The organism is Brevundimonas alba, from assembly GCF_011927945.1.
Taxonomy (GTDB): Bacteria; Pseudomonadota; Alphaproteobacteria; order Caulobacterales; family Caulobacteraceae; genus Brevundimonas; species Brevundimonas alba.
Window position 1 is genome coordinate 694,685 of sequence record NZ_JAATJM010000001.1, and the last position, 16,657, is coordinate 711,341.

The 16,657-nt window shown below is 67.5% G+C and carries 15 protein-coding genes; 5 read left to right on the top strand and 10 right to left on the bottom strand.

Going from position 1 to position 16,657, the window contains the following annotated elements; all coding sequences use genetic code 11:
• Positions 1-264 precede the first annotated feature (264 nt).
• Positions 265-2,148 (top strand): ribonucleoside-diphosphate reductase subunit alpha, encoded by a 1,884-nt coding sequence (locus tag GGQ87_RS03445; RefSeq protein ID WP_168047287.1) that lies wholly within the window; start codon positions 265-267, stop codon positions 2,146-2,148.
• Between the two features lie 518 nt (positions 2,149-2,666).
• Here the strand turns inward: GGQ87_RS03445 and GGQ87_RS03450 are convergent.
• Together GGQ87_RS03450 and GGQ87_RS03455 are read right to left on the bottom strand one after the other, a co-directional pair.
• Positions 2,667-3,962, bottom strand: coding sequence for an MFS transporter (locus GGQ87_RS03450; protein ID WP_168045301.1), 1,296 nt, complete (start codon positions 3,960-3,962; stop codon positions 2,667-2,669).
• Positions 3,946-4,416: a cupin domain-containing protein gene (locus GGQ87_RS03455; RefSeq protein WP_168045302.1), complete on the bottom strand. Its 471-nt coding sequence runs from the start codon at positions 4,414-4,416 to the stop codon at positions 3,946-3,948. Before GGQ87_RS03455 ends, GGQ87_RS03450 begins: the two co-directional genes overlap by 17 nt.
• A gap of 48 nt (positions 4,417-4,464) precedes the next feature.
• Between GGQ87_RS03455 and dapE the strand changes: the two genes are divergently transcribed.
• The gene (gene dapE / locus GGQ87_RS03460; protein WP_168045303.1) at positions 4,465-5,622 is read left to right on the top strand and encodes a succinyl-diaminopimelate desuccinylase; all 1,158 of its coding nucleotides are present in this window, start codon (positions 4,465-4,467) and stop codon (positions 5,620-5,622) included.
• On the opposite strand, the gene GGQ87_RS03465 is transcribed toward dapE, so the two are convergent.
• The gene (locus tag GGQ87_RS03465) at positions 5,619-5,756 is read right to left on the bottom strand and encodes a hypothetical protein (RefSeq protein WP_168045304.1); all 138 of its coding nucleotides are present in this window, start codon (positions 5,754-5,756) and stop codon (positions 5,619-5,621) included. The genes dapE and GGQ87_RS03465 overlap by 4 nt on opposite strands.
• A 71-nt stretch (positions 5,757-5,827) precedes the next feature.
• On the bottom strand, positions 5,828-7,135 hold the full coding sequence (locus GGQ87_RS03470) for an amidohydrolase (RefSeq protein ID WP_168045305.1): 1,308 nt from the start codon (positions 7,133-7,135) through the stop codon (positions 5,828-5,830).
• An 83-nt stretch (positions 7,136-7,218) separates the two neighbouring features.
• Between GGQ87_RS03470 and GGQ87_RS03475 the strand changes: the two genes are divergently transcribed.
• From GGQ87_RS03475 to GGQ87_RS03485, 3 genes are read left to right on the top strand one after another with little or no spacing between them, the layout of a single operon-like run.
• Positions 7,219-7,566, top strand: a complete 348-nt coding sequence (locus tag GGQ87_RS03475; protein WP_168045306.1) for a hypothetical protein — start codon at positions 7,219-7,221, stop codon at positions 7,564-7,566.
• Between the two features lie 31 nt (positions 7,567-7,597).
• Complete coding sequence (locus tag GGQ87_RS03480) at positions 7,598-8,902, top strand: MFS transporter (RefSeq protein WP_168045307.1); 1,305 nt, start codon at positions 7,598-7,600, stop codon at positions 8,900-8,902.
• A 51-nt stretch (positions 8,903-8,953) separates the two neighbouring features.
• Positions 8,954-9,385 (top strand): SRPBCC domain-containing protein, encoded by a 432-nt coding sequence (locus GGQ87_RS03485; protein ID WP_168045308.1) that lies wholly within the window; start codon positions 8,954-8,956, stop codon positions 9,383-9,385.
• Here GGQ87_RS03485 and GGQ87_RS03490 read toward each other — a convergent pair.
• The 6 genes from GGQ87_RS03490 to GGQ87_RS03515 all read right to left on the bottom strand — a co-directional run bounded on the left by GGQ87_RS03490 (position 9,382) and on the right by GGQ87_RS03515 (position 16,648).
• Positions 9,382-10,371, bottom strand: coding sequence for a type II secretion system F family protein (locus GGQ87_RS03490; RefSeq protein ID WP_168045309.1), 990 nt, complete (start codon positions 10,369-10,371; stop codon positions 9,382-9,384). The two genes, GGQ87_RS03485 and GGQ87_RS03490, sit on opposite strands and share 4 nt — an antisense overlap.
• Positions 10,372-10,380: 9 nt before the next feature.
• The gene (locus GGQ87_RS03495; protein WP_168045310.1) at positions 10,381-11,358 is read right to left on the bottom strand and encodes a type II secretion system F family protein; all 978 of its coding nucleotides are present in this window, start codon (positions 11,356-11,358) and stop codon (positions 10,381-10,383) included.
• A 6-nt stretch (positions 11,359-11,364) separates the two neighbouring features.
• Entirely contained in the window at positions 11,365-12,879 is a 1,515-nt protein-coding gene (locus GGQ87_RS03500; protein WP_425339265.1) for a TadA family conjugal transfer-associated ATPase, read from the bottom strand.
• A 99-nt stretch (positions 12,880-12,978) separates the two neighbouring features.
• Positions 12,979-14,556 (bottom strand): CpaE/TadZ family protein, encoded by a 1,578-nt coding sequence (locus GGQ87_RS03505; protein WP_168045312.1) that lies wholly within the window; start codon positions 14,554-14,556, stop codon positions 12,979-12,981.
• Positions 14,557-14,561: 5 nt separating this feature from the next.
• Positions 14,562-15,221, bottom strand: a complete 660-nt coding sequence (locus GGQ87_RS03510; RefSeq protein WP_245161407.1) for a CpaD family pilus assembly protein — start codon at positions 15,219-15,221, stop codon at positions 14,562-14,564.
• A gap of 11 nt (positions 15,222-15,232) precedes the next feature.
• Positions 15,233-16,648, bottom strand: coding sequence for a type II and III secretion system protein family protein (locus tag GGQ87_RS03515; protein ID WP_245161408.1), 1,416 nt, complete (start codon positions 16,646-16,648; stop codon positions 15,233-15,235).
• Positions 16,649-16,657 lie beyond the last annotated feature (9 nt).

Here is a 16,657-nt window from a genome sequence, read left to right on the forward strand (position 1 = left end):
GTCCCGCTTGCGGGACGTTCCCCTCACGCGTTCGTGATCGAAATTAAGGCTTCGCCCGGCGCCCCTGTCATCCCGTCGTCGCGGCCTGTCCACAGGCTCATCCCCCGCCATGATGCCGATTCGCCCAGAAAGTGATCGTCAACCCCGTTGACGGTTGGTTAGCCATCTGCGCCCCATATGTGGGCTTGGGGAGCGCTTCGGCCACTAGATGATGTGGTCAGCGGCGTGAGCGACTTAACCGACTAGTTCAGGGCAGTGACCATTATGGCCGGCGGCGAAGCGTTGAAGACAGTGGATTTCCAGTCGGTTGCGGCTGCGGAGGCCGCTGATCGACCCCACCTGAAGGTGGTGCCCTCTATCCAGCTCGACCGGTCGCGCGACGACCTCCTGACCGACTTCGGCAAGAAGACGCTCGAGGATCGCTATCTGCTGCCCGGCGAGAGCTATCAGGACATGTTCGCCCGGGTCGCCACGGCCTATTCGGACGACTCCGACCACGCCCAGCGCGTCTACGACTACATGTCGAAGCTGTGGTTCATGCCGGCGACCCCGGTCCTGTCCAACGGCGGCGCGGATCGCGGCCTGCCGATCTCCTGCTTCCTCAACGCCGTCGGCGACAGCCTCGACGGTATCCAGAACGTCTGGAACGAAAACGTCGCCCTGGCCTCGAACGGCGGCGGCATCGGCACCTACTGGGGCGGCGTCCGCTCCATCGGCGAGAAGGTCAAGGGCGCCGGCCAGACCTCGGGCATCATCCCCTTCATTCGCGTCATGGACTCCCTGACGCTGGCCATCTCGCAGGGTTCGCTGCGCCGCGGCTCGGCCGCCGTCTATCTCGACATCCACCACCCGGAGATCGAGGAGTTCCTCGAAATCCGCAAACCGTCGGGCGACTTCAACCGCAAGTCCCTGAACCTGCACCACGGCATCAACATCACCGACGAGTTCATGTTCGCGGTGCGTGACGGCGCGACCTTCGACCTGAAATCGCCCAAGAACGGCGAAGTCCTCAAGACCGTCGACGCCCGCACCCTGTGGCAGAAGATCCTCGAGATCCGCCTGCAGACCGGCGAGCCCTATCTGATCTTCTCCGACACGGTGAACCGCCAGATGGCGCCGCACCAGCGCGAGCTGGGCCTGTCGGTCAAACAGTCGAACCTGTGCGCCGAGATCATGCTGCACACCGGCCGCGACCACCTCGGGGTCGACCGCACCGCCGTCTGCTGCCTCTCCTCGGTCAACGCCGAGACCTTCCTCGAATGGCGCGAAGAGCCCAAATTCGTCGAAGACGTCATGCGCTTCCTCGACAATGTGCTGGAAGACTTCATCCGCCGCGCCCCGCCGGCCATGGCCGCGGCCGTCTATTCGGCCAAGCGCGAGCGTTCGGTCGGCCTCGGCCTGATGGGCTTCCACTCCTTCCTCCAGGCCCAGGGCGTCGCCTTCGAAAGCGCCATGGCCAAGTCGTGGAACATGCGGCTGTTCAAACATCTGCGTCGCGAGGCCGACAAGGCCAGCCGCCTGCTGGCCGAAGAGAAGGGCGCCTGCGAGGACGCGGCCGAGCGCGGCGTCATGGAGCGGTTCAGCCACAAGCTGGCCATCGCCCCGACCGCCTCCATCTCGATCATCTGCGGCGGCACCAGCGCCGGCATCGAGCCGATCCCGGCCAACATCTATACCCACAAGACCCTGTCCGGCTCGTTCGCGGTCAAGAACCCCTATCTGGAGAAGGTTCTCGGCGAGAAGGGCATCGACACTTCGGAAGTGTGGAACTCGATCCTCGAGCACGAGGGTTCGGTCCAGCACCTCGAGCAACTGACCGACGACGAGAAGGCGATCTTCAAGACCGCCTTCGAGCTGGATCAGCGCTGGGTCGTCGAACTGTCGGCCGACCGCGCCCCGGAAATCTGCCAGGCCCAGTCGATCAACCTGTTCATCCCGGGCGACGTCGACAAATGGGACCTGCACATGCTGCACTGGCGCGCGTGGGAGACCGGCGTGAAGTCGCTCTACTACCTCCGCTCCAAGTCGGTTCAGCGCGCGTCCTTCGCCGGCGCCGAGGACAAGGCCGAGGCCGAGATCGACCCCAACCAGCCCGACCTCTTCAGCGCCGCCCGCACCGACTACGACGAGTGCCTCGCCTGCCAGTAGGCGCGTCCACCTCCCCATTCGCATAGGCGGATGGGGAGGACAGATCGCGCAGCGATCAGGAGGGGGCGGCGCAGGAGGCGGAAAGCCCTACGCTAACCCCATCGACCGCGCCGCCCCCTCCTGGTCTCTGCTTCGCATCGACCTGTGCTCCCCATCGGCCTTCGCCGACGGGGAGGTGGGCGTGACGCTGTGCTGACAATCCGCGTTTCTATAGTCGGATAGCGCCGACAAAGCTGCGCCACTTCAACGATATCGCCTTTTCTCAACCCGATCTTCTGCGCACGCTATTCCGCGGCCGTATAATGCTGGCCTTCGTTTCCGCTGCCGGTCTTTGACATTCAAATACCACCCGCACCGTCACAGGAGCGGCGCTCCAGGCATCCACCTGAACGCATTGAGAAAACCGCGCCAAAGCGCACTCTGCGGACGCAGCGCACTGACCGGACGCTTCGCACTCTTCGCACTCTACGCACTCTTCGGACGCAATTTTTCCAGTTTATACCCGGATAAAACCTACCTCAGCTCAGCCGGTCCGCCTTCCTCAATCCGGGGAACAGCTTCGCCCAGATCCCCGTCGCCGCCAGCGCCCCCGCCCCGCCGAACACCGCCGCCCCGATGGGCCCGAGCAGACGCACCACCAGCCCGGAATAGGCCTCGCCCAGTTCGTTCGACGCGCCGATGAACAGCATCGACACCGAGCTGACCCGGCCGCGCATATGGTCCGGCGTCGACAGCTGGATCAGGGTCTGGCGGATGTTGACGCTGACCATGTCAGCCGCCCCGCCGATCAGCAGTGCCGCCGCGCTGATCCAGGCGACCTTCGACAGGCCGAAGACGATGGTGCAGACGCCGAACAGGGCTACCGCCGCGAACATCCAGTTGCCGCCGTGTCTCACGATCGGGAAGCGCGCCAGATACAGCGCCATCGAAAACGCCCCGACGCCGAACGCCGCCCGCAGCAGGCCGAAACCCTCCGGTCCCACATGCAGGATGTCGCGCGCGAAGATCGGCGTCAGCAGCGCCACCCCGGCGAACAGCACGACGATCAGGTCCAGCGAAATCGCGCCCAGCACCACCTTGGTGGTCCAGACGTATTTCAGCCCCTCCTTGACCGCGGCCCAGCGCCCGGGCCCGATACCGACCCGCTCCGGCCGGCCGGACGTCCGGATCAGCAGGAAGGCCGCCAGACCCGTCAGGAACAGCCCCAGCGCCACCGCATAGGCCAGCGGCACATTCACCCCGACGATCACCCCGCCCAGCGCCGGCCCGGCGATGGCGCCGGTCTGGAAGGCGATGGACTGCGCCGCGATGGCCCGGGGCAGTCCCGCCCGTCCCACCACCATCGGCAGGAAGGCCTGACTGGCCGGCGCCAAAAACGCCCGGCAGGCCCCGAACAGACAGGCCACCGTCAGCAGCCCCCATAGCGGCGGCGATCCATGGATGGCCATGGCCAGGAAGGCGATGGCGCACAGGGCCTCCACCGCGATCGAGGCGGCTACCGTCAGCTTGCGATCACGCCGGTCCGCCATCTCCCCCGCTGGCAGGGTCAGGGCCAGCAGCGGGATGAACTGCGCCAGCCCGACCAGTCCCAGATACAGGCTGGCCTCCGCTACAGGATGGTCCCGCCGCGCGATCTCATAGACCTGCCACAGCAGGGCCGAGGACTGGATCTGGATCGCCAGCACCGCCGCGACCCGCCCCGCCCAAAGCAGCCGGAAGTCCCGCAGCTTCCAGGGATTGTCCCCCTGCGCCTCCCGCGCCCCTTCTACGACGGCGGGAGTGATCGGCTCGGGCGCTTCAGGTGCGTCGGTCATGCTTGGGGTACGGTGTCCCGTCTCGATGGAAGAAGCCGCCGGGGCGGAAGATCATGTCGATGTCGGGATAGACGCCGCTGTCGCCCTGTGGCGCCCGGCTCCCGACCTCCAGCAGAACAGCCTCGGCCCCGGATCGGTTCTCGATCTTGTGCCCGTCCGGAACCCCGGCCTTGAAGCCCGCGCAGTCCCCGGCCCTCAGCACCGTCTCCCCGCCGTCCTCGACCAGCACCACCTCGCCCGACAGGACCCAGACGAACTCGTCCTCGCCCGCGTGCCAGTGCCTCTGGCTCGACCACGCCCCGTCGGGCAACCGCAGCAGATTGACCCCGAACTGGTCCAGCCCGACCGCATCTCCCAGCCGCCACCGCCGCCGCGCCCGGCAGGGTCCGTCGAACGGCTCGGGATAGCCCGTCCCATGCCCCGTAGGCGCGCTGTCGATGTCGATCTTCGGCATGGAGAGAAGCCTTCTCGCAATCGTCCGAACCCCGTAAAGCACAGGTCCATGAGCGCCGCATCAACTCCCGTGATCGATCCTGTCGCCCTGACCCGCGACCTGATCCGCAAGCCCTCCGTCACCCCCGCCGACGAGGGCGCGATGGACATGCTGGAGCGCCTCCTGACCAGCCTCGGCTTCACCTGCCGCCGGATGAAGTTCGAGGATATCGAGAACCTCTACGCGCGGCGCGGAATGGCCTCGCCCAACCTCTGCTTCGCCGGCCACACCGACGTCGTCCCGACCGGCTCGACCGAGGCCTGGTCCGCCGCCCCCTTCGAGGCCGAGGTCCGCGACGGTGTCCTCTACGGGCGCGGCGCCGTCGACATGAAGGGCGGCATCGCCGCCTGGATCGCCGCCGTCTCCCGCGTCCTCGCCGACGGCGACCTGCCCGGCTCCCTCAGCTTCCTGATCACCGGCGACGAGGAAGGCCCGGCCCTGCACGGCACCAAGCGGGTCGTCGAGACCCTGATGGCCGAGGGCGAGGTCATCGATGCCTGCGTCGTCGGCGAGCCCTCCTCGCAGCATGCGCTCGGCGACATGATCAAGATCGGCCGCCGCGGCTCGCTCAACAGCTGGATCACGGTCCATGGCAAACAGGGTCACGTCGCCTATCCCGACCGCGCCGCCAATCCCGCTCCCGTCATGGCCCGCCTGCTCGCCCGCCTCGCCGACCACCGGCTCGACGAGGGCTATGAGGGCTTCCAGCCTTCGAACCTCGAGATCACGACCATCGACATCGGCAACCCGGCCACCAACCTGATCCCGGCCGAAGCCAGGGCCCGGCTGAACATCCGCTTCAATCCGAACCACACCGGCGACAGCCTGACGGCTTGGCTCAACGCCACGGCGGGCGAGGCCCAGACCGAAAGCGGCCTGCGGATCGAGCTGGAGCATCTCTGCTCCGGCAACGCCTTCCTGACCGAGCCGAGCGACTTCGTCACCGGGGTGCAGGACGCCGTCGAGGCCGCTGCAGGCCGCCGCCCTGAGGCGTCGACCACCGGCGGAACCTCGGACGCCCGCTTCATCCGCGCCATGTGTCCGGTGCTCGAGCTCGGCCTCGTCGGACAGACCATGCACCAGATCGACGAGCGGGTGCCGGTGGCGGAACTGGAGGCGCTGACGGAGGTCTACCGCCGCGTCATCGAGACCTTCTTCGCCCGCTAGTACAGCAGGTTCAGGCCCAGCATGGCCGCGCCGAACATGGCCGCGAAGGCGACCACGAAATAGAAGATTTCCCGTCGCGCGCTGCCCCGTCGCTCCAGGATCATCGGCGGCATCTGAACCGGCAGGCTTCTCATGGCGCACTCCCGCTAAGCCCGCGGAGGTTGCGCCCCTATCCTTGCCGCCGCGTTGAAGAACATGGTTTCCGCTACTCCCGCTCGAGGAACCGCAGCGCCGTCAGCACATGCGCCTTCACCCCGAGCGGCAGCACCTTCTCATTGACGTCGAACGCCGGCGAATGGTTCGGCGCCGCCGTCGCCGGATCGACCCCGTCCGCGCTCCCGCCGAGGTGATAGAAGACACCCGGCACTTCCTGCGACAGATAGCTGAAGTCCTCCGCCACCGTGGTCGGCGGCGCCCCCGCGTTGACGTTCCCCTCGCCCGCCGCCTCTGTCAGCACCGGCTCCAGCCAGGCCGAAAGCGCCTCGTCGTTGAACACCAGCGCCGCGTTCTGGCGCACCGCGAACCGCGCCGTGGCGCCGTAGTTTTCCGCCACATTGCCGATCGCGATCTCGGCCCGCCGGACCAGATCGTCCCGCTGGGCGATGTCGAAGGTCCGCAGCGTGCCCGATAGCACCGCCTGATCCGGAATGATGTTGTACCGCACGCCCGCGTCCAGGGTCGCGATGGTGAACACCGTCGGCGTGGTCGTCGGATCGATGGTCCGCGCCGTCAGGCTGTTGATCGTCTGCACCACGTCAGCCGCGGCCGATATCACGTCCACGCCCTTCCACGGCCACGCGCCATGCGTCTGCCGTCCATTCAGGGTGATGTCGATCCGGTCCGACGCCGCCATGAAGCCGCGCGGGCGGTACCACAGCGTCCCCGGCCGCCCCGGCACGACGTGCAGGCCGAAGATGGCGTCGGGGCGCGGATTGGCCAGCGCGCCCTGCTCGATCATCAGGGCCGCTCCGCCCTTCGGCTCTCCCGGAGGTGCGCCTTCCTCGGCCGGCTGGAAGATGAAGACCACCGTCCCCGCGATCTGGTCCTTCATCCCCGCCAACACCTCGGCCGCGCCCATCAGCATGGCGACGTGGGCGTCGTGGCCGCAGGCGTGCGCCACCGGCACCGTATTCCCCATGTAGGTCCCGGTGGCGGTCGAGGCGAACGGCAGCCCCGTCGCCTCCAGCACCGGCAGGGCGTCCATGTCGGCCCGCAGCGCCACAGTCCGGCCCGGCCGCCCGCCCCTCAGCACGCCGACCACGCCCGTCTTGCCGACCTCGGTCCGCACCTCCAGCCCCAGCGACCGCAGGTGGTCCGCCACCATGGCGGCGGTGCGGGTTTCATTGAACCCGAGCTCGGGGTGGGCGTGCAGGTCCCGGCGCCAGGCCACCACCCGCGGCGTCACCGCCTCGACCGCCGCCGAGACCGCCTCCGTCGACTGGGCCTTGGCCGCGGCCGGGAGAACGAGCGCCACGGCGGCGGCGGTGACGGCGAGCAGGCTGCGGATGGTCATGACGGCTTCCCCCGAATTAAGCTCGCACCGTGCGCGGACGCGCCGCCCTTGCGCAAGGCCATCGGCGACGCGATCTCCGCTCCATGCCGATCAAGACCGCACGAACCGAATGGCGCGACGTCGTGCTGGTCTGCCGCAAATGCTCGAAGAAGCTCGATGGCAAGGGTTTCGGTCCCGACGGCGACCGGTCCCTGAAGAAGGCGCTCCGCAAGTCGGCGGGCGGCGGCAAGGGCCGCAAGGCCGCGCTCAAGGTCATCGAGACCGGCTGTTTCGACATCTGCCCGAAGAACGCGGTGGTCGCTCTCAGTGCCTCCCGTCCGGAGAGCCTGCTGATCGTGCCCGTCGGCGCCGGACTGAACGAGGTCTGGACCCGGCTGGGACTTCACGCGAGCGTCGACGGGCCACCCACATCGGCCGCCAACGAGGGGTGACCTCGTCTGCCGGGCGTCCTAGGCTTGGCCGGTGAACCTCAGATCCCCCGCCTTCGCCATCCTGTTCGCCGTCAGCCTGATTGCGGCCGCGGGCAATATGGGCCTGCAGTCGGTGCTGCCGACCATCGGTCGCGAGTTCGGCCTTCGCGACACCTTGGTGGCGGGAGCTTTCGCCATTTCCGCCCTGATGTGGACGTTCACCTCCCCCTACTGGGCACGGCTCTCCGATCGCCTTGGGCGCAAGCGCGTGATCATGATCGGACTGGGAGGCTTCGTCGCCTCCATGAGCGGCTTTGGCCTTGCCGCGAGCGCGGGGCTCGAAGGCTGGCTCGCGGCGCTCGTCGCCTTTGGACTGATGGCGGTTGCCCGGACGATTTATGGCGTCTTTGGCTCAGCCGCGCCGATCGCCTCTCAAGCCTATGTCGCCGATCGCACAGGCCCGAAACAGCGGACCCAAGCCATGTCTCTTTTGGCCTCCGCGCAGGGGCTCGGCACGGTGATCGGCCCGACGCTCGCGCCGGTATTCATCCTGCCGTTCGTAGGCTTGGCTGGTCCGATGTACGCCTTCGCCATGTGCGGCGTCGCCATGCTGGTCGTCGTGTGGCTGAAACTCCCGAGCGGCGACGCAGTCCGTACGCCCTCTCTCAGCGGCCGCCGACCGGAAGATGTTGGCAAGGGACTCTGGAAGGATCCACGGGTGAGGGATTACTTGCTCTACGGTCTCCTCGTCACTGGCGCCCAGGCAGTCAACATATCGGTGCTCGGCTTCCACATCATCGACGAGCTGGCGCAGGAAGGCATCGCATCGGGCCAGACCGCCTCCTTCATCAGCATAGCGATGCTGGCGGGAGCGGCCGCGACGCTCATGGTTCAGTGGGGACTCATTCCACTGCTAAGGCTGCAGTCCGCCGACCTGATGCGCTGGGGCGCAATCCTTGCGCTCGTCGGCAACCTGATGAGCGTCGCTTCACCTGGTTACTATGGCGTCGTGGTCGGTTATGCGGTCGTGTCGATGGGCGTCGGGTTTGCGCGGCCTGGGTTCACCGCCGGCTCCTCCCTGTCTGTCGGACCCGATGAGCAGGGCGCGGTCGCCGGCCTAATGATGTCGCTCGCCGGCATCAGCTTCCTTGCACCACCCGTCATCGGCGTGGCGCTCTACGAATTGGCCGAACCTGCCCCCTTCATAGGCAACTCGCTTATTCTCGCCGCCGCCACCGCCCTCTGCTTCATCAGCGCCCGGCTGCGCGCCGGCCCGCCAGATCTGCCCGACCGCGACGAGACGCCGTCGCCGGAGACGCCGCCGGCCTCGCAACCCGGCCCCGAAGGCAACCGCTGAAGCCCGTCGTGGCGCCTTTTCACCGTCGAAAAGCCGTGCCAGATCGATGGCATGGAAACCGCCCGCATAGAACGACGCATCGGCATTCGCGCTCCCGCCGACCGCATCTGGGACCTTGTCGCGGACCTGCCTGGCTGGGACCGCTGGAACCCGGTCGAAACCGCGGCCGAGGGGACCATCGCCTACGGTGGGCCAATATCGCTGACCGAATCCATCCCGGACCTGCCCGAGCGCCGGGTGGCCGGCCGCGTAGGCGAATGGCAGCCGTTGACGCAGCTGGTCTGGTTTGAGAAGCGAGGCCTCTGGTTCAACTCGATGCGCTATTTCGAGATCGAGGAACTGGAGGCGGGAAGCTGCATCTTCGCCAACGGCTTCATCTTCTCCGGCCTGCGCGGCGAGATGTATTTCGACAAGCACCGGGCGAAGCTGCGGGGCGCGGTCGACGCGATCGCCGACGCGATGAAAGCGGCTGTGGAGGCTTAGCCGCCTTTGGCCATCGTATCCTGGATGCTGATGATCGCCGGTGTCAGGATGACGATGAACAGCACGGGCAGGAAGAACAGGATCATCGGCACTGTCAGTTTGGCCGGCAGGGCCGCCGCCTTCTTCTCGGCCGCCGAGAGACGCATCTCGCGGTTCTCCTTGGCCATGGTCCGAAGGGCCGAGCCCAGCGGCGTGCCGTAGGTTTCGGCCTGGGTCATCGCCGTGGCGACCGACTTCACGCCCGGATGGTTGGTCCGCTTTGCAAGACCCTCATAGGCCATCCGCCGGTCCGGCAGATAGCTGAGTTCCGCCGACAGCAGCGTCATCTCCTCGGCCAGGTCGATGGAGGATCCACCGATCTCCTGGCTGACCTTCTGGATGGCCGCCTCGATCGACATGCCCGCCTCGACGCAGATCAGCAGAAGATCAAGGGCGTCAGGGAAGGCCTGCATGATCGAGGTGCGGCGCTTGGAGATGCGGTTCGAAAGAAAGATGTTGGGCGCATAGAAGCCGATCACCGCCGCGAACATGCAGATCGTCAGCCGGACCATCACCGTCAGGCCGAAGTCGTTCAGCACGAAGACATAGAAGACCGCGATCGCCAGCATCACGAACGGCATGGAGAAGCGGAAGAAGTAGAAGGTGTTCAGCGGCTTCGGTCCGCGATAGCCGGCCTGGGCCATCTTGTCCGCGACCTTCGGATCCTCGAGCAGCTTGGTCAGGTTGAGCCGCTCGACGACGCGCTTCTTGAAGCCCTCGTCGCTGTGCCGGAGATTTTGCGGTCCGCTGTTTCCCGCTGCGATGGCCTGGCGCGAGCGGCGCTTCAGCTCTTCGCGGCGGACCGCGACGGCCTTCATCCGGCCTTCCAGCTTGGCTCCACCACTGAATGAGCTGAGCAGGGTCAGCATGGTGGCGAACACCAGAACCCCTACACCCATGCTGAGCAGGTTCTGCAGGTTGGTGAAGAAGCCGATGATGTCGCCCATGGCCCCCTCCTAGAACTTGAACGAGATCATGCGCTTCATCACGAAGACGCCGAGGGCCATCATCATCACCGCGATCAGCAGCATGAACTGCCCGCGCGGCTCGGTGAAAAGCTTGCCCATGTAGGCCGGCGTCGTGATGCTGACGAGGATCATCACGGCGGGCGGCAGCGATCCGATGATGCCGGCCGAAGCGGTCGCCTCGGACGAGAGCGCCTTGATCTTCTCGCCCATCATCTTGCGGGCCCTAAGCACGGTCGACAGGTTGCCCAGCGCCTCGGCCAGGTTGCCGCCGGTCTTCTGCTGAATGCCGATGACGATGGCGAAGAACTTCAGCTCCGGCGTCGGCATCCGCTCGTACATTTTTTCCAGCGCCTGCTGCAGGGTCAGGCCGACGCCCAGTCCCTCGACCAGCGTCTGGAACTCGGCGCCCAGCGGCTGCGGGCTCTCGCGGGCGATGATCTTGAAGCAGTCGTGGACCGGAAGGCCGGACTTGATGCCGCGCACGATGACGTCGACGGCGTCGGCGAAATGGCTGCCGAACTTCTTGCGGCGCCGGTTGCCCATGAAGCCGACCACCCAGCGCGGCAGGCCGAGGCCGAAGACGACGGCGGCGCCCAGGCCGATCAGAATGTTGAGGCCGAACACAAGCGGAGACAGGAAGGCGATGACCGCCAGCACCGCGCTGATGATCCAGAAGGTCTTCACACTGGTCGCGAGGCCCGCCTGCTTCAGCTTGGCCGCGAGGCTGACGCGCGCCTTCCGCTGGGCCCGCTCCGACTCCTGAAGCTGCTGCATGATCTGCTTGCGGCGCGCCTCAGGCGTGTTCGCGGCAGCCGCCTTGCGCGCAGCGGCGGCGTTCTGCTTGGGACCGCCAAAGGTCTGGGCGCGCTTGACCGCGGCTTCCGAGGAATCGCCACCGCCGACGAAGGCCCAGCCGAGGCCGCCGATGGTGATGAAGGCCAGAACCGCCGCGAGAATGGGAAGCATCGCCGCCTACTCCGCCGCGTCGAGGGCTTCCGCCAGCTCGCGTTCGAGGCCGTAATAGCGGGCTCGGTCCCAGAAACGCGGGCGGGCGATGCCGGTCGAGCGGTGACGGCCGATGATCTTGCCGTTCTCGTCCTCGCCGGTGATTTCGTAGACGAACAGGTCCTGGGTGACGATCACGTCGCCTTCCAGCCCGACCACCTCGGTGATGTGGGTGATGCGGCGGGAGCCATCGCGCAGGCGGGCCGCCTGAATGATGACGTCGACCGAGCCGACGATCATCTCGCGGATCGTCTTCGAGGGCAGGCCATAGCCGCCCATGGTGATCATCGACTCCATCCGGCTGATGGCCTCGCGCGGACTATTGGCGTGCAGCGTTCCCATCGAGCCGTCGTGGCCCGTGTTCATGGCCTGCAGCAGGTCGAAGGCTTCCGGGCCGCGAACCTCGCCGACGATGATCCGCTCGGGACGCATCCGCAGGCAGTTCTTCACCAGATCACGCATGGTGATCATGCCCTGACCTTCGAGGTTGGGCGGACGGGTTTCGAGACGCACCACGTGCGGCTGCTGCAGCTGCAGTTCAGCCGCGTCCTCGCAGGTGATGACGCGCTCGGTCGGGTCGATGAAGGCCGTCAGCGTGTTCAGAAGCGTCGTCTTGCCGGAGCCGGTGCCGCCCGAGATGACGAGGTTGCATCGCGAGGCGCCGATGACGCCGAGCACGCGTGCGCCCTCGGGACTGATGGAGGCGTACTCCACCAGATTCTTCATCGTCAGCTTGTCTTTCTTGAACTTCCGGATCGTCAGGGTCGCGCCGTCGATGGCCAGCGGCGGGGCGATGACGTTGACGCGGCTTCCGTCGGGCAGGCGGGCGTCGCAGATCGGCGAGCTCTCGTCGACGCGGCGGCCGACCTGCGAGACGATCCGCTGGCAGATGTTCATCAGCTGGGTGTTGTCGCGGAAGCGAACGTTGGTCAGCTGGACCTTGCCGCCCACTTCGATGAACACCCGGCCGGCGCCGTTGACCATGATGTCGGCGATGTCGTCGCGGGCAAGCAGCGGCTCGAGCGGCCCATAACCCAGCACATCGTTGACGATGTCCTGGACCAGGTGCTCCTGCTCGGCCACCGACATGGAGACGTTCTTGATCGCCACCAGCTCGGCGACGATGTCGCGGATTTCCTCGGCCGCCGCCTTCGGATCCAGACCGGCCAGCTGGGCCAGGTCGATCGTGTTCATCAGGGCGTTGAAGATCGTCGTCTTGGTCGCGTGGTAATAGTCCGACTGCTCCCGGACGATCTCGGCGACGGCCTGGGCCTTCTTCAGCTGTTCGAAGCCGGGCGTGGCCTTGGGCCCAGGCGCGTTCTTGGGCGTGGGCGCTTCGGCGACCGGTTTCGGGCGCGACGCCAGGGCGTCGAGGCGGTCGGCGGCCTCGGACGCGGGCTTGGCGCTGAAGGACGCGGCGCGGCGCTCGTCACGCTCAAGTTCGGCGACATCGCCGCCAAAGGCGAAGGCCTGCGTCTGCACGCCAGCTTCGGGTTGCGGCGGCGCGGATACGGGCGCGGGCGCCGGACGCGGCGCCGGCGCGACGGCTCCTGGCTGACCTGTGCGCTTTCCGAACACGCGTTACGACTTCTTCTTGAACAGGCCGGAGAGCAGCGACTTGCCGCCCTTGGCCGGCTTGTTTCCGGGGCCGGTCAGCATCGGCAGTTCCCGACGCGACACGATCTGGGCCAGCATCTGGAACGCCTCCGCCGCCTTGGACTTGGCGCCGGCGTCGAGGATCATCTGCCCGTTGTTGGCCGCCGCTCCGAACACCTTCGGATCGAACGGGATCAGCAGGCTGGGATGTACGCCCAGCGCCGCGCCGAACTCCTTGGCGGGAATCTCCGGGCGACCCGGGACGCCTACCTGATTGAGCACCAGCCGCGGAGGCGCATCGTTGGGACGACCCTGGCGGATGAGGTCGATCATGTTCTTGGCGTTGCGCAGGCTGGCCAGATCGGGCGTCGCCACGACCACTACCTCATCGGCGGCGATCAGGGTGCGGCGCATCCAGCCCGACCACAGGTGCGGCAGGTCAAGCACCACGAACGGGGCCGTCGAGCGGATCTGGGTCGTGACCTCCTCGAAGGCTTCCGGCGAGATGTCCCAGTCTACGTCCAGCGTCGCGGGCGCGGCGAACAGGCTCAGCTTGTCGGTGCAGCGAACCATCATCCGATCCAGCAGAACGGGGTCGAGCCGGTCCGGCTGGGTCAGTGCGTCGGCGACGCCGTTCAGCGGGTCCTGATTGAAGTCGAGGCCGGCGGTGCCGAACGGCAGATCGTAGTCGACGATCACCGTGTTGGCGCCGATCCGCTCGCTCATCGCATAGGCGGTGTTATGCGCGACAGAGCTGGAACCGGAACCGCCGCGAGCGCCGACGAAGGCGATGGAGCGGCCGACGAACGGCTGGGCCGGATCGTTGAAGAGGCCGCCGATCGCCGCGATCAGCTGAAGCGGCTGCAGCGGCGCCACCAGATACTCGCTGACGCCGCGCCGCATCAATTCGCGGAACAGCAGGATGTCGTTGGTCGCGCCGATGACCACCACCTTGGTGCCGGCGTCGCAGACCTCGGCCAGTTGATCGACCTCCCACAGCAGGGTCTGCGGATCTTTCAGGCATTCGACGATGATCAGCGGCGGGGTCGGCTCATGCCGATAGGCCTCGACGGCCGCGGCCACGCCGCCAACCCGGATCTGGGTCGTGGCGCGCGACAGGCGGCGGTCCTGCCCGGCGCGTTCGGCAGCGGCGAGCGTGTCCTGACGTTCGGCGAAGACGTGGATGGCGATACGCGGCACCGAGACTTCGGGGCCGCCGCCGCCCAGCGCCGGCGGCGAGAAGGCCGCCGAGGCGCCGGCGACCAGATCGCCGACCGGATTAAAGCCCGCCACCGCCGGAATCTGGCTGTCGGAGACGGCGGGATACGCCGGCGCCGCGGCCGGATAGGCCGACGCCGCGGCAGGGACGGCGGGCGGCGTGAACTGCAGCGGCGGTCGGGCTGCCTCGTCCGGCACCGACATGCCGGCAGGCTCGGGCGCATAGGGCGCGGCGAGATCTTCGGGCGGGCGGGCAATGGGTCCCGGACCGGAGGGGGCGTAGCCCATGTCCAGATCGAACTCGTCCTCGAAATCGTCGACCGGTCGGGGGAAGGCGTTGGTCATGGCGACTATTCCACGGCCCGGGCGATGCGGCCCTCGACCAGCTGTTCCTGCGGCGCCGCGGTGGCTTCGCCCTTGCGGTAGTTATCGAACACCACGGCCGCGCGACCCGAGTCGGCGGGGCTGATCGGACGATGACCGACGATGTCGCGGGGGTCGGCGATCTGCGCGGCGAGGTTGGCATTGATGGCGCAGCCCAGGCCGATGGAGGCATCGTTCGAGAACCGCCCCTCCATGGCGCGCGGCTCAGCGGCGCAGTTGGGGATCGCGGCCCTGACGGTCTCGAACCCGGCCAGAACAGGGGCTCTCGGATCGGGCGCGTAATAGGAGACGACGACGATGCGCTCGCCGGGAAGGCCGGCGGCCTGCAAGGCTGACCGCACCGCCCAGGTCTGGCGTGCCGCGACGGGGTCTTCCCCGGACGGCCCCTCGATCCGGATCGAGCCGACGCCTGACGCCAGGTAGCGGCCGGCGAGGTCGTCGATGGCGGCCTGCTGGTTGGCGGAGAGGCCGTCCTCGTGAACCGCGAGAGCGATCCGGTCGAGGCCGGGCTCGACCCGAAGCGAGTAACGCGACAGCGGTGTAAGCGGCTGATCGCCCGGGGCGCCGGTGGAAACACAGCCGGTCACGAGGCTGGCCGCGGCGACAGTCAGGAGCAGGGCGCGCATCATCGGAGGCCTCATTCGATCACATAGCCCACGGGGCCGGTCCAACCCGCGTCGGCGGCGTCAGTGGCGCTGGGGCGGCCGTAGTGCTGGTTGAGCTGGCCGAACAGAATGGTCTGGGCGTCATTGGCGATTTGCAGACCGTCGGCAGGCGTCTGCATCCGTCCGGGCGAGGTCGGCGAGACGATGTAGGCCTCGACGATGATCACCAGTTCGGTTTCGCCCGACAGATAGTCGCGCGAGCGGAACAGGGCGCCGAGCACCGGCAGGTCGCCGAGAGCCGGCAGCTGGTCGATGTTCTGGCGCGTGTCCTCGCGCAGCAGGCCGGCGATCATCAGCGATCCGCCTGACGGGAGTTCGACGGTGTTGGAAGCCCGGCGGACGTTCAGGCCCGGGATGACCAGGGCAGTGCCGCCCGCGGTGCCGCCACCGAGCGTGAAGGCGCCCAGCGAGGTGAGTTCGGACACTTCCGTGGAAAGCTGGAGCGAGATGCGGCCAGGGGACAGCACGATCGGGCGAACCGCGAGTCTCACGCCATAGGGCTTGAACTCGATGGTCACCTTGACGCTGTCGTTGTCGGTCTCTTGCCCGACGGGCACCGGGAATTCGCCGCCGGCGAGGAATTCGGCGCTCTCGCCGTTGGCGGTGGTGATGTTCGGTTCGGCGAGGATGCGGACAAGACCGGCGCGCTCGAAGGCCCGGAGCGAGGTGTTCAGGCTGCTGCCGTCGCCGGCCGCGTCCCGGTAGTTCAGGACGCCGCCGCCCAGCTGATTGCCGGACACCGCGAACGTCGCCGCCTGCGTGAGGGTCAGGCCGTTGCCGACGCTGGCCAGCACCGCCGTCGCATCGAGGCCGAGCTGTTTCACCGCGGTGCGCTGAACCTCGACGATCCGCGCCCGGACGGTGATCTGGTCCGAGCCTTCGATGGTCATCATGTTGATGACCTTCTCCGGCGCGGAAACGAAGGCGCGCGCGACCTGGCTGGCGCGGTCCGCTTCGCCCGGGCTGAAGACGGTGCCGGTGAGGATGACGCTGTCGTTCACAGCTTCGGCATGGACGTTGGCGTTGGGCATGACCCGGCTGAGCGTGTCCTGCAGGGCCGAAACACCGGCGTCCACGCGGATGCGGAGCGACAGGATGGTGCGGCCGGCATTGTCCAGCACCACCGCGTCCGTTTCACCGGGCGCGAGACCGATGATGGTGATCCGGCGGGGCGAGTGCAGCATCGCCTCGGCGACCTGCGGATTCGGCACGATCACGTCCCGGGCGTCAGCGGGGAGATCGACGGCCATCGACGAGCCGCGCGGCAGGCTGATCAGCTGGGACTGGGCGCCCATGGAGACGGCGGCGCGGGTCTGGACCGGAGCCGGCGAGACCGGCGCGGCTGCGGCGGCCATCAGGCCGGCGACCGCGACGGCGGCAAGACGCATCAGCGGACG